Source organism: Microbulbifer mixtoriginis (SeqCode) (genome assembly GCF_052467515.1).
Window position 1 is genome coordinate 769,156 of record NZ_CP174314.1, and the last position, 26,648, is coordinate 795,803.

The following is a 26,648-nucleotide window of genomic DNA, read 5'->3' on the forward strand; positions in this document are numbered from 1 at the left end:
ATGCAGTTCGGCACGGCTGAAAGTCACGCCCTTAAAGGAAATATGGGGCGTCAAGGCTCGGCTGGCGGGTCTATCCTGTAGGACATTGATAACAACAATGGGCAGGGATGGCCATGATCAAAGCGCGGGAGGTAAAAACCGTTCAGGAGGCTCGTGCCATCGTTGAGGGGCGCGGTCTCAGTCATGTGAAAGTGGGCCTGTTTGATTTGGATGGGGTCATGCGCGGCAAATATATGAGCCGTGAAAAATTCTTCTCTGCCCTGGAGCAGGGGTTTTCCTTCTGTGATGTGGTGCTGGGCTGGGATGTCAAAGACCAGCTCTATGACAATACCCGTTATACCGGCTGGCACACGGGCTACCCAGACGCGCCGGTGCGTATCCTGCCGCACAGCTGTCGCGATATTCCCTTTGAAGACAATATGCTGTTATTTCTGGCGGAGTTTGATGAACGGGCTCAGGTCGTGTGTCCGCGTGCGGCTCTTCAGCGGGTGGTAGACCGTTGTCGGGCTATTGGATTTGAGCCCTTCGCGGCTTTGGAATACGAGTTCTTTTTATTTGATGAAACACCCGAGTCGGTACGGGAAAAGGGCTTTCGCAATCTGAAGCCTTTCACGCCGGACTGGTTTGGCTATTCAATGCTGCGCAACTCGGTTCATGCCGAACTCTACCGGGAAATCCTCGAAATGGGTGAGTGTATGGACTTCCCTTTGGAGGGGCTTCATACAGAAACCGGCCCAGGGGTTCTCGAAGCGGCAATCGCCGTGGATAGGGTCGAGGCTGCTGGGGATAAAGCCGCACTGTTTAAAACCTTTATGAAAGTACTGGCCCAGCGTATGGGCCTGATGGCGACTTTTATGTCGCGCTGGTCCAGCGATCTTCCCGGGCAGAGTGGCCATATTCATTTATCGCTGCGCGATTTGAATAACGGCAATGCCGCGTTTTTCGATGGCTCTCAGCCCCAGGGAATCAGTGAGACCATGCGTTACTTTATCGCCGGCCAACAGCGCCTGATGCCAGAATTCCTGGCTCTGTTCGCGCCAACTATCAACAGCTACCGTCGCCTGGTTCCGGGTTTTTGGGCGCCTACCGGTGCGAACTGGGGCGTGGAAAATCGCACCACGGCCTTGCGTGCCATCCCCGGCGGGGAAAAATCACAGCGGGTGGAATACCGCCTGGGCGCTGCAGATGCCAACCCCTATCTGGCGCTGGCCGCCGCCCTGGGCTCCGGCCTTTACGGAATCATGCAGCAATGGCAGCCCAGTACGCCCATCGAGGGCAATGCCTATGCCTTGACACAAGAGGCACAGCAGGCGTTGCCTACCACTTTATGGGATGCCACCCAGCGTCTAAAAAATTCTGAGACGGCTCATGAATTATTCGGCAGTGAATTTATTGAGCATTTCGCCGCCAGCCGGGAATGGGAGGAGCGCGAGTATCGCCGCCATGTTACTGACTGGGAGCTGGATAGGTATTTTGAAATTATTTAAATGGCCCTTTTAAAAGCCCGCTTTTGTGATTTTTTGGATGGTAAGGAAATCAAAATAAGCCGTGGATAAGGAATATTTAATATGCACCACCTGCGCTGTATTTCCCCTGTCGATAACAGTGTATATCTGGAGCGGGCCCTGGCCGGCGAGGCTGAAATTCGTGTGGCCCTGGATAGGGCGGCGGCTTCACAAAAAGCCTGGCGATTGACCCCTCTGGTGGAGCGAATTGCCATTGTCCACCGTGCAGTGGAGTTTTTTACCGAGCGCAAGCATCGTCTGGCTGAGGAACTCTGTTGGATGATGGGCAGGCCCATTCGTTTTGCACCGGGGGAAATAGATGGCTTTACAGAGCGCGCTGCGGCCATGGCGAATCTGGCAGAGGAGGCCCTTGTAGATATCCATTTGCCAATTAAACCGGGATTTTCCCGCTTTATACGCCGTGAACCGCTGGGGGTTTCCCTGGTGATCGCCCCCTGGAACTACCCCTATTTAACCGCGGTAAATGCACTGGTGCCATCCTTACTGGCCGGCAATGCGGTCATATTAAAACACTCGGCACAAACGCCCTTGTGCGCTGAGCGTATGGTGGAGGCTTTCAGGGAAGCGGGTCTGCCCTACGGAGTATTTCAATATTTGCATCTCAATCATTCCAATACGCAACGTTTAGCCAGTGCCGAAGAAATCCAGCATATTGCTTTTACCGGATCTGTGGACGCCGGGGCCAATATAGAGCGTATTGTTGCCGGCCGATTTATCCAGTTGGGACTGGAGCTGGGTGGTAAGGACCCCGCTTATGTGCGTGAAGATGCGGACCTTGAACTGGCGGTAGAGGCTGTAGTGGATGGTGCTTTTTTTAATTCCGGCCAGTCTTGCTGTGGTATTGAACGTGCCTATGTACAGGAAAATCTATTCGAAGAATTTGTCGAACGCGCCGTGGCACTAGTGGGCGATTACCAGCTGGGGCGCCCCGATGATCCTCAAACAACCCTGGGTCCGTTAGTCAATGCGGAGGCTGCCGACAAAGTGCGCACTCAAATTGACGAAGCTGTGGCCCAGGGCGCCCAGCCCCACCTGCACAGCAGTAAATTTTCCATGGACAGGCGCGGTACTCAGTATATGGCACCACAATTACTCACTGGTGTGCGGCAAAAAATGCGGGTAATGCGCGATGAATCTTTTGGCCCGGTTTTGGGGGTGCAAAAAGTCCATGACGATGGTGAGGCTCTAGAATTAATGAATAATAGCCCTTTCGGTTTGACGGCAGCTATTTTTTCACAAGATGAAGAAACTGCCCTGGCAATTGGCGATCACTTGCGAGTGGGCACAGTGTTTCTCAATCGCTGCGACTATTTAGACCCGGAATTGGCCTGGAGCGGCGTTAAACAATCTGGCAGGGGGTGTACTTTGTCCAGAGTCGGGTTTGAGCAGCTAACCAGGCCCAAATCATTTCACTTTAAAGTTGGGGGCTAGTAAACCAGTAAAGAGGGAAATGTTGTGAGGTGGATTGCTTGTTGTATTTATGGTGTGTTCTTAACTTATCCCCTAGTGCTAAACGCGGAGTCCTATGTTTATAGAGATATTGCTCTAGAGGTCCCTGATGGTTGGTCGATACGCAGAGAATATAATGACTATGTGGGAATAGAATTTTGCCAGAATGATACAGGCAATGTGATGGGGTTTTTTCTGAGGAAAGGGTTGCTGGTTAATGGAGGAGACCCCAGTGTGTTCTTAAAAATGCACCCATCGGAGCATCCAGTTTCTTCGGTACAGATTGGCAAATATTCAGGTTACTTTGTCACTTTTACATCGGAAGGAAAGTGTTCGGCAAATTGGTTTTTGGGGGATGGGAGCGATCTACTGATTGCGTCCTATCAAGGTGACTGTCATTCAGTGGATTTTACTCCAGTGATTAAGTTGGTTGAATCTATCTAGCCCTTAGAAGATGTAGTCGATTAATGATGCTTCTGCTGGTTTTATAGGTCCAATTACTAAAATGACAATCGCGCTTTTTTCAGCTGTAGTTTCGCCTACGGATAATAACCCCGAGCTTTTACAGGTGGGATATCCAGATAGCGGTGAGGTCATAAACAGAAGTTTGTTTTTAACCTTATCCTATCGGTTAAACGCATAGAGACTGTGGATAACTAGAAATTTTAAATGGTTAGGCGGTAAAGGCAGAGAGGATAATGTGGATAAATACCGGGTAAACTGGAATTTTCCTACCAATATTTGGGTTGGTCCCGGCCGGATATCAGATCTTGCCAAAGCCTGCTCTGATCTCAATATGCAGCACCCCTTACTGGTAACGGATCCCGGTATTGCAGGCATACCACTGCTTCAACGCGCATTGGTGCCTTGTAAGGAATACGGCCTGGAGGTGGAGATTTTCTCCTCAATCAAGGGGAATCCCAATGGTGAGAATATTAACAGTGGTGTCGAGCTGTTACGAGATAAAAATTGCGACGGCGTAATCGCCTTCGGTGGTGGTTCAGCCATAGATGCCGGTAAGGCGATTGCCCTAATGGCCGGGCAGCGTCGTCCCATTTGGGATTTTGAAGATATTGGCGATAACTATAAGCGGGTTGACCTCGACGGCATGCTCCCGGTAATTGCCGTGCCTACAACTGCGGGCACTGGCTCGGAAGTTGGGCGGGTGGCGGTCATAACCGATGAGCAGGCGAAGGTAAAACGCCTGATATTTCACCCCAAACTATTGCCGGATATCGTCATACTGGATGCCGAGCTGACTCTGGATCTTCCCCCCCAGATTACTGCAGCCACTGGCATGGATGCACTCTCGCATAACCTGGAAGCTTATTATTCCCCCATTTACCACCCCATGGCAGAGGGGATCGCCCTGCAAGGCATGCGGCTGATCAAAACGTATCTTCCGCGGGCTTACATGATTGGTACCGAGTTGAAGGCGCGTCAGCAGATGCTGGTTGCTTCCTGTATGGGTGCGACTGCCTTCCAACGTGGCCTGGGAGCCATTCATGCTCTCGCGCACCCTCTTGGTGGCCTTTACGATAAACATCACGGCTTACTCAATGCCATACTGATGCCCTATGTCCTTGTAGCGAACAGGCCAGCCATAGAGGTTCCCATGGGACAATTGGCGCTCTCTTTGCAATTGACCGGGAAAGACATGTTTGAGAGTGGCTTTGATGCAGTGCTTAACTGGGTTATTGGCCTGCGTAAGCAGCTGGGCATTCCTCATACTTTGCAAGAAATTGGTATTGGTAGCGATGATGCCGATAAGATTGGTCGTATGGCTGCAGAAGATCCGTCTGCAGCCAGTAACCCAATGTCTTTTAACGCAGTGGAATATCGCGATATTTTCCTGCGTGCCTGCCAGGGCACTGTCACACTGTAAGAGTTTCACCCTATAAGCCGACAGAAGATTACCTATCAATAGAATTGTCCACAGGAATTAGCTATGCGCGGCGTCTTTACTCTGTTTATCCTCCTGGCTGCCACCCTCGGATATGCCCAGGATTCCCCGAATATTCGTACTGCTATTTTTGCCGGTGGTTGTTTCTGGTGTATGGAACCACCCTATGACAAAGTGAATGGCGTGCTGGAAACCACCTCAGGTTACAGCGGAGGTCATGTGAAAAATCCCACTTATGATCAGGTCTCTGCTGGTGGTACAGGTCATGCTGAGGTGGTACAAGTTAAATATGATGCAAACAAAGTGAGTTATTCCGAGTTACTCAATATTTTTTGGCACAACGTGGACCCCTTTGATGCCGGTGGCCAGTTTTGTGACCGGGGCGACCAGTACCGTGCTGAGATCTTTTACGGTAATGAAGAAGAGAAGAAGCTGGCCGAAGAGAGTAAAAAGAAAGTAGAGGCTGAGTTGGGTAAGAAAGTTGTCACCCAGATAAAGCCTGCCGCTACTTTTTATCCAGCAGAGGCTTACCACCAGGATTATTATCAGCGCAATCCCCTACGCTATAAATACTATCGCTTTCGCTGCGGGCGGGATCAGCGGCTTGAGGAAGTTTGGGGTAAAGGAAAAGGTAAGAGCAAGAGCTGAAGAGTTTGGGGTGTTTTTTGATCTCTTAAATAGAGGTGCCCTTAAGCGAATAAGTCTGCTGACTAGGATAATTCAGATGTGGTAAACGGCATGGGGAATACCGAATCTGGCAGGTTGCAAAAAGGGGAGGTAATGAGCACTGCAGCAGGATTCCCCGTTCTTTATCGCTATATTGCTGCAGATAAATCCAAACCTCTAATGGTATTTGTGCCGGGTAACTCTCACTTGGCACGTATCTTTTATGGCTGCCCCGAGGCCAGAGAAGAAGACTTTATCAGTTATTGGGTTCATCGTTCAGGCCACCCCTTCCTTGCTATATCCTTCCCCATCGCCAATAAGGCCTTTGAGGGATATTACCCCAATTTCACCATCGCAGACTGGGGTAAGCAGGTCGCGGAAGTAATTGACAAGATTGTCTCTGAGAATAGATTGCAGCAAGAGGTGATCGTCTGTGGCTGGAGTATGGGATGCAAGATTGCCGGAGCTCTTGGGAGGGAAGCGATTGGTATGAGCTTCTCAATAGTGATGTTTGTTGCCATGTCGGGAGATCCCGCTGTTCCGGGCTTCTTGCCAAAAGCAAATGCTGAAAATATCGCTATGACACCAGAAGGGCTGGCAAACCGGGAGAGCTTATACCCTTGGTTTTTTCAGGCACTGGAAGATCAAAGTACCTATAATGGCCATACTATTCTCCCAAAAGATATTTATCGGCAGAGGATCCTGGGGGCCACGCCTGTGGGATTGATCGGCGCGGGCCTGATGTATAAGAATGGCCAATTTGTGGAAGACTTAGAATGGAGTCTTAAGTCCGCGAACACTTTCAATTACGACGATTATCCTTTTCCTGTGGTTATTCATGGTAATTCGATATCTGATGCGGAAAACGTATTACTGAATACCTCTAACTGGGCGTTTATTAGAAATAGAGTGCTTATTAAGAGGGTGCTTGGGGATAATGCATTGAAGGACCTGTCTCCTGCTCAGTGGGAGCGTCTTCAAGAGCTAGTTGAATGCTCTGGTAGCCATTTTTCGCAATCCCTTCCCGGGGGGCACTTCTTTTTTTGGGGAGAAGTTAGTGCGAGGGATGTAGTCAGAAAGTTATTAATGTTATTGTCGCGCGTCAAAAATTTGATAAGATTTTAATGGGTGATTTTTATTCGACATTTATACTTTGATGATATTGTTTAATGGATTTGCGGAGTTTAATTCGGTAAGTGAGCGCAAATCCATAAGGGTTATTCTAAGAATGACCATTAATTCAACTGGTGGGGCGTTTGTCACTGTTTAATAGGTGTGCCAAATAATCTACAAAGTTTTCACGTTGAGAAGAATTTGTATTTGCGCAACCTAAAATCAAACCAGATATTTTTTTTTCATTAGCATCAGATAGTGAAAGAGGGGCGTTGCCAAATCCTTTTTTGTGTAGTTTTTCTGAAAGCCATTTATCATCGTGATGTGGCGTAGAAAGAACAGCAAACATAATCCCACTACCTGTAATCAAATTTACATTAGGTTCAAGTCGGTTTTGTGTTAATCTGTGAAAGTGTTCCCATTTTTTTTGGTATTTTTTTTGCATTCTACGAGTGTGTCGAACAAAGTGCCCTTCATTCATAAAATCAGCGATGATTGCTTGAGGGAGTAGCGTGGATGGCCCTGAAATAACAGACTTCACACTTACAAAGCTAGAAACTACAGGTTTTGGTACTACTAGATATCCTAATCTCAGGCTAGGTAATAAAGCCCTATTAAAGCTTCCAATGAATATTACTGGAGTGTTATTTCTCATCCCTTGTAGCGCCGCATATGGGTTCCCATTGAATGAAAATATACTGTTAGATTCATCCTCAATGATCCAGCATTGATTTTTATCGGCCCAATCTAATAGCTTATTCCTTTCTAAAGGTGGAAGAATCCCACCCATAGGGTATTGATAAGTTGGAGTTGTATAGAGGAGCTTTTCACTTACATTAATTTGTGGTAATAAATCAACGTCTAGATGATTATTTTTCAGACCAACTAAGCTGATTTTTGCATTCATCGATTCAAATGCTAATTTTGCTCCCCAAAAACCAGGGTTTTCCATTAAGATTGAATCATTTTGCTCTAAGATGACTTTGGCGCATATATTTAAGGCTTCTTGTCTGCCATTGGTAATAATGATTTGATCTGGAGCACATCTTACGCCTCGAGTGATCAGTAAGTACTCTGCCAGCCATTCCCTTAAAGGTAAATATCCAATAGGATTCCCATATCCATTAATTGGTATTCTATCTTGATGCTGTCGGTAAAGTTTGTTCCAGATAGAAAAAGGGAAAGCTTTTAAATCTGGTACACCTGGTGAGAAGGGTAGGAGAGTAGGCCACTGTGACATAAAACGAGGATAAGAATTTAGCATTTGGCTGTAGACCGACAAACTCGGTAAAGGTGTTGCACTATTAGGCGTGTCATTGTGGGGGTGACGTTCATCTGGATAATTTGCGAAGGGCGGTAAATTTTTAGAAACAAAAACTCCTTTCCCTACCCTGCTGGTTAAAAATCCTTCATTTTTAAGTTGCTCTATTGTTTGTGTAACCGTATTACGGCTGATGTCCAAACACTCAGACATTCTTCTGGAAGAAGGTAGTTTTACTCCCGCTAATAACCGTCCATTGATAATTCGTTCAATTAAGGCTTTATAGAGTTGTTTCTGGAGAGGCTTGTTTCGATTTATAGATAAATCAGATAAGTCTGGGGCGTTCACCGCTGGCACCATATAATATAAAAACTGAATCTTACTTATTTTGACATTACTATCAATATGGTGTCACCAAAGAGTTAGATCTAGAAAATGAAAATTCATTTTTAAAATGTAATTATCTAAAATAAATCACGCTTTCCCAAGCAAGGCTGGTAGATGGTTTCATTTGTAATCATTTCGTTGTTGCTTAAAAAAATATATTGTGAATTTTACAGCCTTTTCTGTTGATATGTATGCTGGCACCATGGTTTTTTCAAAACTGGACCTAACTCTTTAATACTTTTTCCAGCTATATTTCTAGGGTCAATTTTGACTTTATTTAAATGCAGATTTTCTAGGGGTAAAGATATGAAAATTATGAAGAGGGTTACCTTGTGTGCAGGTATCTCCCTGGCAGCCGCTAATGCATCTGCGAATGAGCTTAGCGGTGCTTGTTATGATTATGCATCAAGAGAGGCCAGCTCTGCTGTCTCTTACGATGGTCAAAGTGTAGGAGTTTTACTTGCAAATAATGTGATATCTACGGCACTCGGTGTGCCGGAATCCTTCTCTCTTATTTCAAAAGCGTACCCTTTTATTTATAGTGCTGTAAAAGGTGGAGTTGTTGAAAAAATGACTCCGGGGGCTGATCCTCAATTGGTCAGTTGTTTGGAAGAATTTAATAGCCGCATTTCAAATTTGGAAGGAGCTTACCTTGCTCAAGATCTAACAGATCTCACCGGCTTGGTTAGTCTTATTCAACAAGAAATTGTGGATAATGGAATTTTATCTAGCCATGCTAATATTGCTTCCAAACTACAGTTGTTAGCAGTAAGCCTTGGGGAGAAAATAGATAAGGAATTGGATGCCGATACACCAACATCAGCTAAATATAAAGCTCTGATTGATGAAGTTATACCAGGATATATAGCGATCATTCAGATGGAGTTTATGCACAGAAAAGAATGGAATCGCTATTGTTATAATAGAGGCTCCTATGCGTCCTGGAAGAATGTGGAGGATGATGAGTTAATTTCTCCCTCGATATTGAATTCAATTAAACACGATGATGAAGTTGTACTTACAGACTACTTAATTGAGCCAGAAGATGCCCTGGATGCATGCAGGGGCGGTAATGATACTTACTTGACGTATAACCGGGTTAAGGATGTCAATGAAATTGGCTCTTATAAAAAAATATTAGATGATGTTGGTATTAAAGTTAACGAAAATAATTTATTTCCGGGGCTAGTTTCAGTAGAATTAGATTTTCGTGAATCTCGACTAGGAGGTTATAGGGAATCCTTCGTAAGAGAGTGCTCTGGTGGTGGTATTAGATATTCATATATAGATAATTATAACAATTTTACTTCACAAGCTGTCCCTGAGAGTCAATGTAATCAGTGGCGTGATGAGTATATTGATGACCTTTATAGCAATAGTCAATTCGCAAGTGAATCGAAAAGAAACTCTATCTTTCATAGCCTTGCATTTATTGTGGATTCCTGGGATTGGTATAACCACGCTTTAAAAATAACTGACGCCCAGGCTGATGAAGATCTAATCGAGTTAAAGGATGTCTTTGATCTAGAAACTTACAGGGGAGTAAGGCTTAAATATAAGTCTACTGACAAATGTGCCAGTATGGATGGTACAGTAAAGCTAAATTGTGATGTTGGTGCCAGCCAATTTATGATCAGGCCCTATCAGGATGGTTATACGATCTCTAGGCTTGCTGATAATCGTAACTTTAAAGATAAAGGTGAAGATTCAGATGGCTTTGTTATCCGGTCTAGTGTTGGGAGTGACTCTGTTTGGCAGTTTAAGAAAAGACATTTTTTGGACACTGAGTACCAGATTGTGAATTCAAATACAGAAAGGTGTCTAATTGTTGATGAAAACGACAGGCTCATTATGGGAGGGTGCGAGAACGATGACAGGTGGGAAATCGATGGTACAGATATCCCCGAGGGGACCTTTATTCGCTTGCGTCATGTGCCCGAAAACACCTGTTTTGGTCACTTTGGGACAATTAATTGCGATGAAGAATCCTATGTTTTTGAAGTTGCGAAATATCAAGATGGGTATCGGATAACGGTTGATAGCAGGAGCTTAAAGCAAAAAGATGATGGCCTTGGATTTTATAGTGGGCTTGGAGATGATGCCGTCTGGGTTATAAATGATTTTGATGGTGATGGTCTTTTCCGGTTAGCAAACTATACTACCGGTCATTGCTTGAGCAATGAAAATGGAGTGCTGACTACCGTTGCTTGTGGAATTGCGCCATCTGATATCGAGATTTTTGCACTGGAATTTATAGAACTCCCTACAGCAGCGAGTGGTAATCACACAATAATTGCCCCAGAAGGATTAACAGGATTTAATGGTTGCATCAGTTCATTTCACAGCGCAAGTCCAACTTTCCCTGCAGGATATCGTGGTAGCAATTTATCGTGTCAAATAGCCTTATTACCACATAATGGTGGATATTTGATTTGGGACACTGAGGCAAATAATGAATCTTATGTGAGTGATCTAGATTTGGGCTTTGGCCATCATAGCATACGTCCTGATACGGAAAAAACTGATGCAACAACTTGGGACTTTATTGGTCCTTATCGTTTTTCCGATGATAGTAGTTTTTATCAAATTAAAAACAGACTCACAGGCCATTGCTTGGCTCCACAGTTCCAAAATGCTCCTAACTGGTTGGTTGGAAAAGTTGACTGTGAAGATAACTCTTCAAAAGTTTGGACCATTAAAGAAGATTCGTTTTCAGATGGCGAATAGGATTAATTGACCTCCTTGAGGTTCTTTAAGGGGCTTAATTTAAGCCCCTTCATTTCACTACACTAAATGACTATTCGATACCTAATCAAGATTGTAAGATGATGATAAAGAAGTAAAGAAATTGGTCAACATCATTTTTGTTATAGGTAAAATCACTAGTGCACAAAATAGTTTTTCTCTGAGTTCGTCTTGCACAGCTAATGAAGGTCAATTGATTATTTTTTCTAAAAATATAGATCACCATATGTTGAGCATGGTGTTGTTAGGTTTGAATTTAATCCATAAAAGAGTAAATTGTATTTGTAGTAGTCGTTGGGTGTTAGGTAGGTTGTTGTCTGGTGATTCTAGGTGATGTCAATTCATAAATATATCCTTTTGAGCTAGGAATCATTTTTTAATTTGATTGCGTTCTTTCTCAATAGTGATATTTAATGTGTCAATCTTCTAGGTCATTTTTCAGAAGGTTTATATTGGTGTTGTCGGGTTTAATGATGGAGTTGGGGGTGCTGGTAGCTCTAGGCTATATAGTTTGTGAATCAGCTTGATACTTGTCCGACCATGTTATTATTAGGGTGTTTGAAAGGTTGTTGCTAAATACTACTTGCTTCTTGGTTTCAAGTAATAGCTGCAATACTTCCATGCTGCAAGAAGATTATCTTACAGCCCCATAAATTGCTCATTCGGAGACCCTCCACCCCAACTCGCTCTTGGTCTACTGTTTAGGTGATCTATTACAAATTGAATCTGCTCCTCTGTTACTTTATTGAAGTAGGTATTCTTTGGGAAATACTGCCGAATGAGGCCGTTAATGTTTTCATTAATTTCCCTCTCCCAAGATGAATATGGGTGAGCAAAATAAATATCAGCTTCCAAGCCTTCTGCAATCGTTATATGGCCAGCGAATTCAAGACCATTGTCAAATGGTAATTGTTTTTATTTTTCCGTGTCGATCATACTTACCGTAGCACTTACGATGGGGCTTTGATGCACTCCTAAGATACTTGTATAAGTCCTCACCATAAGTAAATTAGCTGGTAGATCATCTCATGATGTAGCGTTACACCCGTATGTTCCTTTAAATGGCTTGCAGCCTACTTAATGCTTTTAACGAAGTACTGAACATTCGCAGGAGGTCTTTTTGGGGAAAAGATACATATAGTGTATTGGTGTCAAGGCTACTGTTGTTACTGTTTCCCGAACCCCCTCTTTGACGAGCTTAGCTGCCGTAATATCCGCTTGCCTCTCAATCTTCAAGCCCATTTCTGTTATTTGAAAGAAACTGCGCAAAGAGTTACCGCGAACTTTGGTGTGACTCGTATTGTGTCTGTATTAAGAAACTTATATTTAACCGGAATTCCTTGCTAGCCACTGGCGATATGACTCCATTGGCGTAAATAATAGAGATTCTCTAATAAATTACCTTGCCTATCTATTTACTCTCTATTTGGATTAAGGCTTTCACGGAGCACACCTAGATTGGACACTTTGGTTGATTGCATATTCAGGTTGCCTAGGCGAATTGCAATATCTACCTGTAATTCAATCAGGTCGATAGGGGTATCGTTAGCGAGTAATCGAACACTAAGCTGTGTATGCTGCTCCGTGAGCTGGCTGGAACAATAACCGGCTCGAAAAGTGCGTGAGGCGCAGTAATTGTCAGTGTCCCGAGAGTTTTTCACTGGTGCTTTTTAAGTCTGCCAGGACAGTGCTATAAATATCTCTGATTTTATGGCAAGTAATGTAGAACTGCGTGCCTGCTTACGTTAACGAGAGCGCTCGGGTACTTCGGTATAGTAGCCCCATTCCCAGACCTCTTTCCAGTTGGGTTACCGTCTGACTTATTGCCGATTTAGTACGGGCCAGGCTATTAGCCACTGCCATAAAACTACACACTTTAACAACAGCTAGAAATACTTGCATATCTTCTAGATAGGGTTTCATTGTTTAATTCTTCTAAACACTAATTTAACTTTATGGCTCTTTATCAAAAGGCGGTGTCTGGGGCACTATGCTTGCAGAAAGTTAATACTTAATTATCGTGAAGAGGAATCTGATTTGAATAAGGCATTAATTGAAAAAACTGTAATGGCCAGCGAGCGTTGGAAGTCATTTTTCAACCAAGGAAATGCAGAAGGCTGCGCTTCTATGTACGAAAAAGATGCGCAAATGATGGCCAAGCCATTTGGGCTATTCCAGGGGCGGGAGCAGATACAGGCTTTCTGGGAAAACCTTGTGGCTCAGGGGTTCTCAGATGTGACTTATCTGGATACAAAAATCGAGGCAGTAGATGACTCTTCAACCGTACTTTCCAGCAACTGGAGAATGAATAACGCGCAAGGGGTAATTACACGGGAGCTCTGGGTTCTCCAGGAGGACGGCACAATGCGCCTGCGTGAGGACCATTTTGAAGCCTTGGACAAAAATGCGAAGTGAAAGGATATAACATGAACGAATATTGGAATAGTTTTACCCGGGAAAAAACTGACGAACAGTACAATCCAACTCTGTGGAATCATCGTTTGCCGCCAGAAAAAATGTTACCAGCTCATGTAGAATTCACAGAGAGTCACAGCTCCAATTACCGACAGGTGATCAAAGGTGGACTGCAAACAGTTAGTTTTGGGGAAGGGGAATTTTCAGGTTCAATGGATATTTTTAGGCCTGAGAATGTTGCTGAAGATGCACCCATAGTCATTTATATCCATGGAGGTTGGTGGCAATGGTTCTCAAAAGAGCAGTTTTCCTTTCTGGCTGAGCCTTTTAATAGAAAAGGGATTGCTGTTTATATGCCTGGTTATCGTATGGCCCAGGATTGGAATAATGGCGTGCCTATGGAGTCCATAGTAAAACAGACACAGTATGCAATGGCTAAGGTACTTAAAGAGGCAGAGCTGAGAGGTACGTCTGCAGTTTACCTGGTGGGGCACTCGGCAGGTGGTCAGTTAGTAGGGATGTTACATCAGACAGATTGGAGCCAGTTTGATATTTCAAAATCTACGCAGGATAAGTTCAAAGGCGCATTTTCTCTGGCTGGGCTTTTCGATATCCGTCCACTGGTGAATAGCTTTGTCAATGACACGATTAATATGTCAATGGAGTCGGCGTAGAAGGTAAGCCCACAGTTAATGCCGCTAAGAGAAGGTAGAAAGCTCTGTCCACTACATTTGATAGTACCTGAATTTGATACCCCTGAGTTTTTTCGTCAGACAAAGGAGTATCAAGAAAAGCTATTAAAGTCCGGAAATCCCTGTCATTTTATCATTGCAAATAATCGTGATCATCTTGATGTGCTTGAAAGATTAGTTGTCGAAGATGATGAGGTGCTAAGTTATCTCTTGAATCATATTTTGGTTTAGTTCTAAAACTAGGGCATGACAAGTAATGTCCATGTCCTCCTGTCTAAACAGTATTTAAAGTTTTGAAATAAATTGTAGAGAAAACCTTGGTGGGGTATCTTTTAAATAAATGGCTTAATTTTTCTAACTTGGTTTCAAGTAGTAAAGATAAGCCTCTATTGACAACCAAGTTGTATGTCTCAGAGTATGTCTGTTTTTTTAATATGGAAATGCTGTGTTCAGCTTTAATAAGCTTTTAATTCTCTAGTAATCTGTTTTTGATATTGAATTTTTATCCAAGCCTTTGGTTTAGGTTTTTCTGATTCCTGTGCTAAATTTTTGTGTGAATAAATTATGTGGATAAAAGAGTAGAGAGCCGCGAATGGACGCTTATCATTTTAGCCAAGATTAAGTCTGATTGATGATTAGTGTTTTGTGCTGTCTTTTCTATAAATATCTATAAGTATCAATATATAAAATAAAGGAATCAGTGTGAGTGCTGCCAAGTGCAATGCTAATATATCATTTTCTTTACTGATAGGGCTCACTGAAAATACAATTATCTCCAGGATAAAAAACAAGATAAACAATAGATGTTTATCCAGCTTAGATATGGATTCAAACACCTTGGAACCAAGCAGCCAGTAACGCCAGGATTTGTATTTTAAGGCATCAAAAAGATAATAAAGGCCACAGGTTAAGCTCACTAACGTTGTGAGTAGTAGCTCAAACACCCAGGCCGGGGGCTTGCCAGGGGCTGGGGGCCAAACATTGGTTACTCCAAATTCGGTAAAGGAGAGAATGGCGAATAGTCCGGTAGTTAATAGAACAATAGGGAACCGAAAAACTAATATGACCATGCAAATTGCGGCAGAGACTTCGAAAACCCTTTGAATGGGCATAAAAATATTGGCATGCTCTGCAACCCAAGCTAATGCGTTGCGAAACCATAGTGGGGTGTTTCCGTATTCTACATAGGAGTTCACCAGCCCCCGATAGCCCTCTACGGTAAACCAGTTCAGTAAGCTGTCCTCATAAACCTGGAAAATCAACATAACACCTATGGTGATGGTGAACAGGTTAATCCAACGCCCTACCAGCTGATTGGATTGTTCTGTCTGTAAGACTATGCGATATCGGTCTAAAAATTTTGAAAGTATTGCTAGGGCTGCAATGGTGATACTGGATAAAAGGCTGGCTAGAAGTATGTGATTGCCGCCGTTACGCGACATCAAAAATATCGCAAACAATACGCTAGATGCCACAATCACCCAGAGGCACCAGGACAAAAAGCTTATATCGGGTGCCAGAATACTGCCCAATAGACGCTGGTGATAGGGCGTTGGATGAGATGAGGCTTGATCGGATGGTTTCTGAATGTTTGGGATGAAGCTACAGCTGCTTACCGCTAAGACTAATGCATATAAAGCCGGTGATAAAAACTCAAAGAACCAGCTATTTTCGCCCATGTAAGTAAAGCCCCATAATACTATGAAGCTCACAAACATGAGTAGGGCGCCTAGGGTCATTAATACCCGTAACATCAAGAGTACCCCGGCAAGTAGAATGACAAAATGCAGTGAGTAAGTCAGGCTGGTGATGTGCGGGGTGAAAAATATGGCTAAAGATTTAAGAGCTGCGGGGACTTCTTCTGTTCTAATAAGCTGCTCTAATACGGCTGCAAAGGCCTGCGGAGCCATCTCGCCATTCAGGTAGCGTATAATGACTAGTTGGATACAAGCGGCGCCTAAAAAAAGGCTTATCATAGCTAGCCATGCAGTTGGCCTGGTTGCCGCTTTTGTTTGGCTAGTATCTAAAGTTTGACTGGAATTGTGCATAAACCCAGCCTAGTTGAATTCGACCCCCATAGATCAATCCTTGTGCCAAAAAAAGTTCGCTATTTCAGCGTGTATCCATCCAAGTTGTTGTCTTTATCGGCAATAGGAAAGCGTGGATAACTTCAGGCTAGGGCTGGCAGGCATATGCAGGGTGAGTGTATATAAGAAATACACTAACAATATTTTCTACTGACCATGGCATAGAAATGCTGTTGCCAATAATAATGATATTGAAAGTTTGCTAGCTGAATGAGTGTGTTAAAAAATTCTGCAGAAGATCTATACAGTCCTCTCGTTGTTGTTTACTGGTATTGGCAAACCCTAATACCAGGCCATGGTTCAATGATTTATCGGGGTAGAAAAAAGAAAGTGGCGTGCTACCGAAGCGGTGTTCGGCTAATTGCTTTGACAGTTCTAGGTCATTCCTGCCGGGCGTGGCGAGTACCAAGTGCATTCCGGCACTACTTGCGATGAGTTGCGCCTGGGGTTCCAGTTTATCTCGTGCCAAGTCGCAAAAATGCAGCCATTTTTCCCGATAGTTGATGCGCATTTTGCGCAGGTGTCGTACGAAGTGCCCCTCGTCAATAAAGTCGGCAACAACCGCCTGGGCAAGTAGGGGGGAGTGGCCGGAGAGTATTTCCTTTGCCCGAGCAAATGCCTGTACAAAGGGTTTGGGAGCGATCATGTAACCTAAACGCAGGCCGGGCTGCAGGCTTTTACTGAAGCTACCCATATAGATAACCGGGGTATGCTCTGCCATTCCCTGGAGAGCGGCGACAGGTTTGTGCTTAAAGGAAAATTCGCTGTCGTAGTCATCTTCTAAAATCCAGCATTGCGTCTTGCTGGCCCAGTCCAACAGCTTTAGCCGTTCACTGGCAGGCATGACTCCGCCCATGGGGTACTGATGGGTTGGCGTGGTGTAGAGGACTTTGCCGTGCAGTTGGCTTTTAATCAGTGCATCCACGTCTAAATAGCCGCTTTGCAATTCGGCCAATGCCAACTTGGCGCCGCAGGCTTGAAACACCCAGCGGGCGCGGCGGTAGCCAGGGTTTTCCATGATGGCGGTATCTCCGGGGCCAAGTAGCACTTGTGCGCACAGGCTCAAGGCTTCCTGGGCGCCATTGGTTATGATGATCTGGTCTTCATCACAGAGGACTCCGCGGCAGCTGCGCAGGTATTCTGCCAGTGCCTGGCGTAAGGGTGGATGGCCCTGGCTGTGCCCATAGCCAAGCAGTGGAAACCTATCTTTGTGGCGCCTGTAGAGTCTGGACCAAATAGCTAAAGGAAAGGCATTGAGATCCGGTATACCCGGTGAAAAAGGTAGAGATACGCCGCTGTCGGTTTTAAATGCCGTGGCAGTCTGCAGCTTTTGGCCAAGGGCTGAGAGCCCTGGTAAGGGAGCGGTACCATCGGAGTCCTGGGAATGCCATGCCTGGTGTTGTGGTTTCTGTACGTAAGCGGGCAGGGCGCTAGATACAAAAACGCCCTGTCCGACATGGCTGGTAACAAAGCCCTCTGCTTTAAGCTGCTCTAATACCAGTGTGACCGTATTCCGGCTGACATTCAGGGTGGAGGACAGTCTACGAGAGGAGGGGAGCTTGCTCCCTGCTGCGAGACGGCCGCTGCAAATCCACTCCACCAGGTTGCGGTATAGCTGGCTTTGTAACGGTTGCCTGGGGTCCAGGGTTAAGTCGGCAAAATCGGGGCTGCTCAAACTGGCACCATTAACTGATTAAAACTGGATCTAATCAGAGTACCAGCAACTCCCTATATTGGCGATATCTGTTGTTGATAAATCGTTGTGGGAGTTTTTAAGAATGGTAGTTTCAGATTCCGCAAAGAGTGAACTGCCGGTAACTGAGAAAAGCCGGGTGCGCCGTGCTGCCAAGAGGGCCAGTTATCGCCGCGAGGATATTTATCGTTTGGTCGATGAACTGAAGCTGGGACATATTGGTTTTACCCAGGATGGTGAAGTGATTGTTATTCCCATGACGGTATGGCGCCATGGGGACTTTTTGTATTTTCATGTGCTCAATAAAAGCCGCTTGCAGAAGTTACTGGATTCGGGGCAGCAGGTGTGTATTTCCTTTGCCCACTATGACGAATGGGTCCTGGCTAAATCCGCCTTTCATCACAGTGCCAACTATCGCTCGGCAGTTTTGTTTTGCCGCGGTGCGCGGGTGCAGGACCCAAAGGAGTTTGATGCGGTTTTCAAATCTATTATCGAAGATATCGAGCCCGGCCGCTGGAGCCAGGTGCGCGCTCCAAACCCTCAGGAGCGCAAGGGTACGGCCCTAATGCGCCTGACCATAGAGGAAGGTTCTTTTAAGAGTCGCACAGGGGCGCCATCAGACAATAAAGAAGATCTCGATTTACCGGTCTGGAGTGGCACTAAGCCCGCCTGCCCGTTTAGATAGCATCAGCCTCTTCAGGAATTTTATTGGTGAGATTGATAATGGCAAGCATATCTTCGTTGTCCTTATCCATGCCCACTTCAGTAAAACCAAAACTGGAATAAAAGTCTTTAGCCACCGGATTTTTGGGGTTGTAGCAGATTTCTATTTGCTCGATATTGGGTGTTTGCCGGATTTCTTGCAGGGCTAGCTGAAGCGCTGCCCTACCTATCCCCTTTCCCTGCTGATTCTGGTCAACCATAAATCTCCAAATGGAAATTTTTTCACGGCTCTCTTTCACCCACATAAGAAAACCAACGGGCTTTTCACCCGTATAAATCGCACGGGTTTCATATCCAGAATTGAACTGTGCCTCCACTAGTGACCACATATTACAGGCGACGTATTCTTGCTGCGCTTTGGCGACATCCAGATTGCAGATCGCCTCATAGTTATTCTGGGTTATAGGTTGTAAAGAGGTACGCATTGTTGATTTCTACAATTCCATTGCTTTAATGTTTGGGTGTGCTTTAAAACGCAGTTTATTTTTTAAGAACCTCTAACGCCACCTGCAAAATTTCTTGCTCGCTAGTTTTAATATTCGGCCTCACCCCCTGACCCTCCCAGTTAACCAGTTCCTTAGATAAAGTCGAAACCGGGCGACTAGAGGGAATTCCAATTTCAAAGCTAAATGGCAGGGTCTGAGGCGCATCCATCATATGGGCTCCGCCGGCGCTGGCACTACCGATAATAGTGGCTCTACCCAGTTGTTGCAGCGAGAAGGCGATGCTTTCTGATGCGGAGAAGGAGCGCCCATTGATCAGTACTACCATGGGTCTCTGGGTGCCATAGGCTGGCCAAGGAAGTTCTTTGATGCGTTCAGGGAAATGTTGCTTCTCTCTGGTTTCAATGACATATGGTAGGGGGTTAGTGGGGTCCACAAAGGATTCGAGGATGGCAGTGGCTGTATCACTATCACCTCCGCCATTATTGCGCAGGTCCAATATCAGACCGTCACTGTGTTGCAACAGGGTAAATGCCGCGGCCAGGCTTTGCCGGGCATTTTCAAAAGTGTGGAATGAAGAGAGTTTGAAGTAGGCAATATTACCGGGCAATAACTCTAGTTTCTTTACACCATAGTTGTTCTTGGGCGCCTCGGCCCGCCACTGTGCTATCCAGTTGTTGGAATCTTCATTAGGGCTTACAGGCTCCAAATAGAAGTGCTTGTCTCCGGACAGTGTTCGGATTTTCTCGGTAATTAGCTTGGCAAAACTTTGGGAGTCCCGACAAAGGCGCAAAGCTTCAGGGCTACTGGCCATCTCAGATAACGCCAGGGAAACGCTCTGGGCTTTGTCTGCGAGTACATAAGTTTCTGCAATAGCGCTGGCAGCGGATTGGATAACTACGGTGGGATTAAACTGGCAATCCTCATCGCTTGCGTAAGTCGCTGAAGAGATGGTGTGGCATAGGGCCAGGCTGAAGGCGGCAATCAGTTTCATGGCTTTTTATTCTCCTTGGCAATGCACTGCTGAATGCGATCGAGATAGGGGTGTTCCTGCAGAGCGGCAATCGCCTCTTCGACGAGTGCTGTTAGAGGTGTAGACAGTTGCCGATTTAATGAACGTTCCGCTTCAACGGTGGCTTGCCAGTGGACTTCAAGCTTTGGTAGTAAGCGCTGGCCTTTACGGCTGAGGCGGACCTTGCGCTGGCGTGCATCCTCCCCGGTGAGGATTTCTAATAATCCCTGCTGGACCATATCTCTGACCGTCTGGCTGACCGCCGGCTGGGAGATTGCGGCACTGGCCGCTATTTCATTGATGGTGACCGGGCTCTTGTGGGTAAGGGCTCGCATCACCGGTGTATAACGCGGCTTGTAGTTTTTAATACTGCAGGTGCGGTAACTATCTGCGACATCGCCGTCTAGTAATTCGATTAAATGCCTGAGGCGAGTACCCAGCTGGCTGTATTTCATAGTGTTGAATTTATATAAGTGCTTATATAAATGATTGTAGAGTATCTCCCTACGCTGTGGCATTTCCTCAACCTCCTGTGAACCCGTTAACCCTTCGCTTGATCGCGGATACACGGTTTTAGGTTGCCCGCTAATGCCAAGCCTTTCCAATCACCACACATTGAAACCGAAATTTAACATTTGTTTCATCGAAATTTAGGAATTCCCCGCCACTCTTTGCGCCGCTTAATCCGTATCAGGCAACTGGGAATAACGACGATGAAACAATTTGGCTTGGCTGCTCTGGCAGCCCTGGGTCTTCCACTGATGGCTGCAGAGGTCCAAGCCAGCGACCTCATTATCTCGGAGTACATTGAGGGCAGTGGTAACAATAAGGCGCTGGAAATTTTTAACGGCAGCGAAACTGCGATTGATTTGAGTAATTACTCAATCCAGCTCTTTTTCAACGGCTCCGATAGCGCCTCCGCGAACATTGCTTTGAGTGGCACCCTGCAGGGCGGTGCGGTATTTGTTCTGGCCCATGGCAGTGCCGATACGGTGTTGCTGGATCAGGCCGACCAGATTTACACCAGTGGCCTGTTTAATGGTGACGATGTAGTAGCACTTGTAGGTCCCAATGGTTTTGTTGATGTGATCGGCCAAATTGGTACTGACCCCGGCAGCCAGTGGGGCAATAGCAGCCTCGGCACACAAAACCAAACTCTGGTACGCAATCTGGATGTGCAGACAGGCCGCACCGATGGCAACAGCACCTTCGATCCCGCTCTGGAGTGGTCCAGTGAGGGGTTGAATAATTTTGATCACCTGGGCTGGCACGGCGCCGATGGTGGCAATGGAGATGGTGACGGTAATGGCGGTATCGAGCTGGGGGCCTGTGGCGATGCGTCAACCTTAATCAGCCAGATTCAGGGCAGCGGCACCGCGAGTGCGCTTGAAGGCGAGCGCCACGAAATTGAGGCGGTGGTTGTCGGCAATTTCCAAGATCCCAATACCGGCCTGGCTGGTTTTTTCCTACAAGAAGAGGACAGAGATCAAGATGGTGTGGATGCGACTTCCGAAGGGCTATTTGTACACGACAATGCCTTCGGTGTGAGTGTGCAAGTTGGCGACCTGGTGCGCGTAGGGGGTATCGTCGATGAATTTTTTGATTTCACTGAGTTGAATCAGGTTGATGGTGTCAGCGTTTGCGGAAGCGGTTATCAGGTAACGGCGGCTAATGTACAGATGCCGTTTGGCTCTGTGGCAGAGCAGGAGCAGCTCGAAGGGATGCTGGTTGAATTCCCGCAGAGCCTCACCGTTAACGGACATTACAACCTGGGCCGCTATGGCGAAGTGATCCTGTCCAATGGCCGCCTGTATATCCCCACCCACAATAATATGCCGGGCGCCGCAGCGGCGGCTCAAGTGGAAGCCAACGCACTCAACCAGATTATTCTGGACGATGGTTCCACAGTGCAAAATCCCGAGACAATGCCTTATCCGGCCTCGGGTCTCAGCGCTTCTAACACCTTGCGCAGTGGCGATACTCTGGAGGGGCTTACCGGAGTGATGGGGTACGGCTTCGGTGCCTACCGTGTTCACCCTGTGGAAGTCCCCCAATTTACCCCGGTCAATCTACGCGATGAAGCGCCCATCTTACCGGGTGATGGCAGCCTGCGTGTTGCCAGCTTTAACGTGCTGAATTACTTCAATGGTGACGGCAACGGAGGTGGCTTTCCCACTTCGCGCGGTGCCGATACTTTGGAAGAGTTTGAGCGCCAAAGAGAGAAAATTATTTCTGCAATCTTGCGTATGGAAGCCGATATTGTCGGATTGATGGAACTGGAAAACGACGGCTACGGTGTCGATAGTGCCATCCAGGATCTGGTCAATGGGCTCAACGCAGCAGCATCAGGACAGAGCTACCGGTTTGTGCAGCCGGACCTCACGCAGCTGGGCAGTGATGAAATCGCCGTGGGCATGATTTACCGCAGCGACCGTGTTATGCCGATTGGCAGAGCCGTTACTCTGCAGGATTATCCTTTTGATGACGGTAATCGCCAGCCGCTGTTGCAGGCATTTGCCGAACTCTCCTCTGGTGAGCGTCTCGCCGTGGTGGTGAACCACTTTAAATCCAAGGGAAGTTGTCCAAAAGATGGAAGCCTGAACAGCGATCAGGGGGATGGTCAGGGCTGCTGGAATGCTCTGCGTACTCAGGCTGCCGATGCCCTGGTGAGTTGGGTTGAGAATGACCCCACCGGAACTGGAATTGACCGTGTTTTAGTGCTGGGCGACCTCAACAGCTACGCCATGGAAAATCCAATTACGGCTCTTGAAGGGGCGGGTTATACCGACCTGCTGGAATGGTACGGAGCGGGACAGGCTTATTCCTATGTCTATGACGGCCAGTCTGGCTACCTGGATCATGCGCTGGCCAGCCCTTCACTGGCTCCGTTGGTTACTGCCGCCGTGGACTGGCATATTAATGCCGATGAACCGCGAGTGTTGGATTACAACCTTGAACACAAGAGCCTAGAGCAGCAGGAAAACCTCTATTCTACAGGCCCCTTCCGTGCATCCGATCACGATCCCTTAATTGTTGAGCTGGACCTGGGTGCAGATAACCTAGCGCCCACGGCAGAATTCAGCTGGGAGTCTGAAGGGTTGTTGATTAATTTTATCGATAACAGCACTGATGCAGATGGTGAGCTGTTGAGCTGGTCCTGGGATTTCGGCGACGGTGTAACCAGTAGCGAGCAAAATCCCAGCCACACTTTCGATGTGCCGGGTAATTACTTGGTACGTTTGCAGGTAAAAGACGATCGCGGTGCGGTATCCACACAAGAACAGATTGTTGAAGTGATGGATGATGCGATTTCATTGCAGGCTAACTTTAAACTGCATCGCTTTTTCCGTTGGGTATGGGTAGAAGATCGCAGCCAATACAGTGGTGATAATAAACTGCAATACCACTGGGATTTTGGGGATGGAGTGCAGCGCAACGGTCGTTGGACGTTACATCGCTACGCACAAACGGGTAATTACGAAATTACCCTCACAGTGAGTGATGGTGAGGACGCTGAAGATAGCGCCTCCCAAGTAGTAAAAATTTCCTGGCCACGATGATATATGTCAATTTTTGATTAATAATAAATATTCTGGTTGCCCTGGCGCTGGGGTTTTGAATTCCCTGTCGTCGCTTCACCAGGATTCTTTGAGTTGATAGCTTTTCCCTAGAAGCGAATGGCCGCACCCTGGTGGTGCGGTCTTTTTTATTTCGCTCTCCTTAAAAAATTAATTGCCCCCATTTGTTTTTAAGCTGATGACCCCCTTTGGGAGAAAGAAGGACCATACTAGGTTCAGTCTTGTTGGGTTACAGGGGCGCCCCTTTATGTCGTGTGCATTCAAAAATCTCGTAGGTTTAAGCCTGGAGTGGACTGGCACCCATTATTCCGAGGTGGGAGATTTCCCTGATCTCTCCACCTATGTTGTCAGTTATGAGTCAGAATCCAACTGCTATATCACTGCCGGTGGCAAGCTGGTATGTGAAGCCAGTTACTCGTATGCGCCTATGGGAGTACGCATGGCAGCACTGGTTTATCGGCCGAATATCTACCAAGGGCGACGTGGAGTTGTTCTTTACGCCATGTTGGATTTTGACCTGATGATGGATCGCGCCGTTATTATGCATAACGATCAACCCCTCGCGCTGGCCAATGGCAGTTTTCGGGTGGTGGAGACGCCGGAAAAACCCGTCGTTGGTTAGGGGAGAATTTAATTAAAATATCGGGAGAGTTTGGTATGGATAATCATGAAAAAATTAATTATGTAGAGTTCCCATCTAAGAGTCTGGCAAAGACCAAGGCTTTTTTCATAGAGGCTTTAGGCTGGGAATTTACAGATTATGGCCCCGAGTACTCCGCTTTCTCCGGCGCAGGCTTGGACGGTGGCTTTTTCCAGGCGGATATACACAGCTCAACAGCGAATGGTGCCGCGTTGGTAGTACTCTATAGTTCTGACCTGGAAGATACGTTACAAAAAGTCGAGCGGTGCGGTGCTAAGGTGGTCAAACCTATTTTTTCTTTCCCCGGAGGAAGGCGCTTTCATTTTGCCGAGCCCAGCGGCAATGAATTTGCGGTTTGGTCAGATATCGGAGAGAAACAGTAATTTTAGGTTGCACCAATAAAAAAGCCCCCGTGGGGGCTTATTAATTTTTGCTAAGAAATTTTCGCTGAGCCCTCAAGCTGATAATTCAGTTTGTTTCTCATCGGCTAATTAAGCGCTAATAGATATATACTGCTCCGCTAGAGTATGCTGAATTATCTTGCTGATTGCCGCCGATGCCCGTGGCGCCACTATCTTCTTGAAAGGCCCCTACCGCTAAGGTCTGGCCATCTGCGCTGAGGCTGATATTACCAAAACCAAAATAGTCTCCCTTTTCGGTATTACTGGCTTTTAGGTAGGCCTTCTGTTGCCAGTTGTCCTCACTTCGGGCGAAGATATACACGGCACCAGACCAATCTGCACTATTATCGCCTTCATCGCCATTAATGCCAATGGCACTGCTACCCTCCCGAATGGCTCCTACCGCTAGGGACTGGCCATCGGCGCTAAGACTGAGAGATCCACCAAATCGGTCATAAGAATTTGTATTACTTGCCTTAATATAAGCCTGTTGCTGCCAAGTATCGTTGTTGCGAATAAAAATATAAGCTGCGCCAGCACCCGTTGCCTGGTTGTTATTTGCATCGCCATTAATACCGGAAGCATTGCTACTCTCAGCTGTAGCTCCTATCGCCAGGACCTTGCCGTCTGCGCTTAAACTGAGTGAAGAACCAAAATAATCACCTTCATCAGTGTTACTAGCTTTTATGTAAGCCTGTTGTTGCCAGTCGGTGTCACTGCGGGCAAAGATATACACCGCACCAGAATTATATGTACGATTGTTACTTTGATCGTTGTTAATACCGGTAGCACTGCTATTTTCATTTGGTGCGCCCACTCCGAGTATCTGGCCATCGGCACTGAGGCCGACAGTATAACCAAAAAGGTCATTTTCATCGCTATTGCTAGCCTTTATGTAGGCCTGCTGTTGCCAGGTGCCTTTATCTCGGGTGAAGATATAGACTGCTCCGCTATCCTCTCTTGAAGCCCCTACAGCTAAAGTTTGGCCATCGCTACTAAAGCTGAGTGAATCACCGAAATTTTCAGAGGTATCTGTATCACTGGCCGTAAGGTAGGCTTGTTGCAGCCAGTCATCTTCATTGCGGGTGAAGATATAAACACCACTATCAGTACCCACTGCGAGAGCCTGGCCATCGGCATTCAGACTGAGTTCTGAACCAAAATACTCCCACTTTCTATTGTTGTTGGCTTTAAGGTAGGCCTGCTGTTGCCAGCCGCTTTCACTGCGAGTAAATATATACACCGCACCGGATTCATCTGCATCATTATTGCTTCCATCTCCATTAACACCTGTGGTGTTACTATCCTCTCTAGGTGCCCCTATTGCTAGGGTCTGGCCATCAGCACTAAGGCTGATTGCTTTGCCGAAATCATCGTGGGCATCTGTATTACTCGCTTTGAAATAGCCAATGCTTCCGGTCAGTAAAAAATCGTCAACAGAAAGTATCGTTGAATCACTACATCTTTCTTGAGATCCCTCACCGTTGCAGGCCTGTAGAATATATTGCGCATTAGTTCGGGAATAGAGTGCTGTTTCTAGCTTGAGTGTTAGGGATTCATTACCTTGGGGAATATATTCAGCAACCCGTCTAAAACCGGAGACCCCATCGGGGTTTTCCAGTAAATGATAGTGGCTGGCATTTTCAGCATCAATCCACGCGAAGCGGAACTTCTTTATTGCCTCAAAACTTAAAGCAATTAGCTTTACTTGCTCTGGTGCAATAGAGGAGTCACCTCCATTTGAGGGATCGTCTGTTGCCGGTGGAGTACCGTTTCCTGTTGAAGGGGTACTTGCTACCGGTGGATTTTTTTCAGCAGTATCGCCGGTGCTACTGCTACCAGATCCGCCACCGCTACAACCGGATAGGAGTAAGGCAATTAGGGAGATCTTTATAATTTTTCTCTTCATAACTT

Annotated in this window: 22 protein-coding genes and 1 pseudogene; 13 read left to right on the forward strand and 10 right to left on the reverse strand. The window is 46.3% G+C overall.

Annotation, left to right across the window (positions count from 1 at the left end; translation table 11 throughout):
- The first annotated feature begins 113 nt into the window (after positions 1-113).
- From ACJJIT_RS03215 to ACJJIT_RS03240, 6 genes are all read left to right on the forward strand, one after another.
- Positions 114-1,487: a glutamine synthetase family protein gene (locus tag ACJJIT_RS03215; protein WP_444887076.1), complete on the forward strand. Its 1,374-nt coding sequence runs from the start codon at positions 114-116 to the stop codon at positions 1,485-1,487.
- A gap of 81 nt (positions 1,488-1,568) precedes the next feature.
- On the forward strand, positions 1,569-2,957 hold the full coding sequence (locus tag ACJJIT_RS03220) for an aldehyde dehydrogenase family protein (RefSeq protein WP_444899955.1): 1,389 nt from the start codon (positions 1,569-1,571) through the stop codon (positions 2,955-2,957).
- A gap of 24 nt (positions 2,958-2,981) precedes the next feature.
- Positions 2,982-3,419 (forward strand): hypothetical protein, encoded by a 438-nt coding sequence (locus ACJJIT_RS03225; RefSeq protein ID WP_444899956.1) that lies wholly within the window; start codon positions 2,982-2,984, stop codon positions 3,417-3,419.
- A 256-nt stretch (positions 3,420-3,675) separates the two neighbouring features.
- On the forward strand, positions 3,676-4,860 hold the full coding sequence (locus ACJJIT_RS03230; protein ID WP_444899957.1) for an iron-containing alcohol dehydrogenase: 1,185 nt from the start codon (positions 3,676-3,678) through the stop codon (positions 4,858-4,860).
- Positions 4,861-4,923: 63 nt separating this feature from the next.
- A complete protein-coding gene (gene msrA / locus ACJJIT_RS03235) occupies positions 4,924-5,526 on the forward strand; it encodes a peptide-methionine (S)-S-oxide reductase MsrA (RefSeq protein ID WP_444899958.1) in 603 nt (200 codons plus the stop codon).
- Positions 5,527-5,751: 225 nt separating this feature from the next.
- Positions 5,752-6,669, forward strand: a complete 918-nt coding sequence (locus ACJJIT_RS03240) for a hypothetical protein (protein WP_444899959.1) — start codon at positions 5,752-5,754, stop codon at positions 6,667-6,669.
- Between the two features lie 115 nt (positions 6,670-6,784).
- On the opposite strand, the gene pdxR (ACJJIT_RS03245) is transcribed toward ACJJIT_RS03240, so the two are convergent.
- Positions 6,785-8,266 carry a MocR-like pyridoxine biosynthesis transcription factor PdxR gene (gene pdxR, locus ACJJIT_RS03245; RefSeq protein ID WP_444899960.1) on the reverse strand — a complete coding sequence of 494 codons (1,482 nt, stop codon included), beginning with the start codon at positions 8,264-8,266 and terminating at the stop codon, positions 6,785-6,787.
- 345 nt (positions 8,267-8,611) lie between these two features.
- On the opposite strand from pdxR (ACJJIT_RS03245), the gene ACJJIT_RS03250 reads away from it, so the two are divergent.
- The gene (locus ACJJIT_RS03250; RefSeq protein WP_444899961.1) at positions 8,612-11,032 is read left to right on the forward strand and encodes a hypothetical protein; all 2,421 of its coding nucleotides are present in this window, start codon (positions 8,612-8,614) and stop codon (positions 11,030-11,032) included.
- Positions 11,033-11,689: 657 nt separating this feature from the next.
- On the opposite strand, the pseudogene ACJJIT_RS03255 reads toward ACJJIT_RS03250, so the two are convergent.
- The 3 genes and pseudogenes from ACJJIT_RS03255 to ACJJIT_RS03265 all read right to left on the reverse strand — a co-directional run.
- Positions 11,690-12,120, reverse strand: a pseudogene (locus tag ACJJIT_RS03255) (IS30 family transposase); the annotation flags it as partial.
- A gap of 345 nt (positions 12,121-12,465) precedes the next feature.
- Entirely contained in the window at positions 12,466-12,711 is a 246-nt protein-coding gene (locus ACJJIT_RS03260) for a hypothetical protein (RefSeq protein ID WP_444899962.1), read from the reverse strand.
- Positions 12,712-12,790: 79 nt separating this feature from the next.
- Positions 12,791-12,973: a helix-turn-helix domain-containing protein gene (locus ACJJIT_RS03265; RefSeq protein ID WP_444899963.1), complete on the reverse strand. Its 183-nt coding sequence runs from the start codon at positions 12,971-12,973 to the stop codon at positions 12,791-12,793.
- Between the two features lie 114 nt (positions 12,974-13,087).
- On the opposite strand from ACJJIT_RS03265, the gene ACJJIT_RS03270 reads away from it, so the two are divergent.
- Together ACJJIT_RS03270 and ACJJIT_RS03275 are read left to right on the forward strand one after the other, a co-directional pair.
- A complete protein-coding gene (locus ACJJIT_RS03270; RefSeq protein ID WP_444899964.1) occupies positions 13,088-13,465 on the forward strand; it encodes a YybH family protein in 378 nt (125 codons plus the stop codon).
- An 11-nt stretch (positions 13,466-13,476) separates the two neighbouring features.
- Positions 13,477-14,139 carry an alpha/beta hydrolase gene (locus ACJJIT_RS03275; protein WP_444899965.1) on the forward strand — a complete coding sequence of 221 codons (663 nt, stop codon included), beginning with the start codon at positions 13,477-13,479 and terminating at the stop codon, positions 14,137-14,139.
- Positions 14,140-14,792: 653 nt separating this feature from the next.
- Here ACJJIT_RS03275 and ACJJIT_RS03280 read toward each other — a convergent pair.
- Both ACJJIT_RS03280 and pdxR (ACJJIT_RS03285) read right to left on the reverse strand, forming a co-directional pair.
- A complete protein-coding gene (locus tag ACJJIT_RS03280; protein ID WP_444899966.1) occupies positions 14,793-16,205 on the reverse strand; it encodes a hypothetical protein in 1,413 nt (470 codons plus the stop codon).
- Between the two features lie 241 nt (positions 16,206-16,446).
- Positions 16,447-17,919 (reverse strand): MocR-like pyridoxine biosynthesis transcription factor PdxR, encoded by a 1,473-nt coding sequence (gene pdxR / locus ACJJIT_RS03285; RefSeq protein WP_444899967.1) that lies wholly within the window; start codon positions 17,917-17,919, stop codon positions 16,447-16,449.
- A gap of 103 nt (positions 17,920-18,022) precedes the next feature.
- On the opposite strand from pdxR (ACJJIT_RS03285), the gene ACJJIT_RS03290 reads away from it, so the two are divergent.
- A complete protein-coding gene (locus ACJJIT_RS03290) occupies positions 18,023-18,622 on the forward strand; it encodes a pyridoxamine 5'-phosphate oxidase family protein (protein ID WP_444899968.1) in 600 nt (199 codons plus the stop codon).
- Here ACJJIT_RS03290 and ACJJIT_RS03295 read toward each other — a convergent pair.
- Genes ACJJIT_RS03295 through ACJJIT_RS03305 form a run of 3 tightly spaced genes read right to left on the reverse strand, consistent with a single transcriptional unit; the run spans position 18,615 to position 20,633 of the window.
- A complete protein-coding gene (locus ACJJIT_RS03295; RefSeq protein WP_444899969.1) occupies positions 18,615-19,085 on the reverse strand; it encodes a GNAT family N-acetyltransferase in 471 nt (156 codons plus the stop codon). The genes ACJJIT_RS03290 and ACJJIT_RS03295 overlap by 8 nt on opposite strands.
- 55 nt (positions 19,086-19,140) lie before the next feature.
- Positions 19,141-20,097 carry a S41 family peptidase gene (locus tag ACJJIT_RS03300; protein ID WP_444899970.1) on the reverse strand — a complete coding sequence of 319 codons (957 nt, stop codon included), beginning with the start codon at positions 20,095-20,097 and terminating at the stop codon, positions 19,141-19,143.
- Positions 20,094-20,633 carry a MarR family winged helix-turn-helix transcriptional regulator gene (locus ACJJIT_RS03305; protein WP_444899971.1) on the reverse strand — a complete coding sequence of 180 codons (540 nt, stop codon included), beginning with the start codon at positions 20,631-20,633 and terminating at the stop codon, positions 20,094-20,096. Before ACJJIT_RS03305 ends, ACJJIT_RS03300 begins: the two co-directional genes overlap by 4 nt.
- 195 nt (positions 20,634-20,828) lie before the next feature.
- Between ACJJIT_RS03305 and ACJJIT_RS03310 the strand changes: the two genes are divergently transcribed.
- The 3 genes from ACJJIT_RS03310 to ACJJIT_RS03320 all read left to right on the forward strand — a co-directional run bounded on the left by ACJJIT_RS03310 (position 20,829) and on the right by ACJJIT_RS03320 (position 24,716).
- Complete coding sequence (locus ACJJIT_RS03310; protein ID WP_444899972.1) at positions 20,829-23,675, forward strand: ExeM/NucH family extracellular endonuclease; 2,847 nt, start codon at positions 20,829-20,831, stop codon at positions 23,673-23,675.
- A gap of 265 nt (positions 23,676-23,940) precedes the next feature.
- The gene (locus tag ACJJIT_RS03315) at positions 23,941-24,315 is read left to right on the forward strand and encodes a hypothetical protein (RefSeq protein WP_444899973.1); all 375 of its coding nucleotides are present in this window, start codon (positions 23,941-23,943) and stop codon (positions 24,313-24,315) included.
- A gap of 35 nt (positions 24,316-24,350) precedes the next feature.
- Positions 24,351-24,716 (forward strand): VOC family protein, encoded by a 366-nt coding sequence (locus ACJJIT_RS03320; protein ID WP_444899974.1) that lies wholly within the window; start codon positions 24,351-24,353, stop codon positions 24,714-24,716.
- 115 nt (positions 24,717-24,831) lie between these two features.
- Here ACJJIT_RS03320 and ACJJIT_RS03325 read toward each other — a convergent pair whose 3' ends face one another.
- A complete protein-coding gene (locus ACJJIT_RS03325) occupies positions 24,832-26,643 on the reverse strand; it encodes a hypothetical protein (RefSeq protein ID WP_444899975.1) in 1,812 nt (603 codons plus the stop codon).
- Between the last annotated feature and the right edge of the window lie 5 nt (positions 26,644-26,648).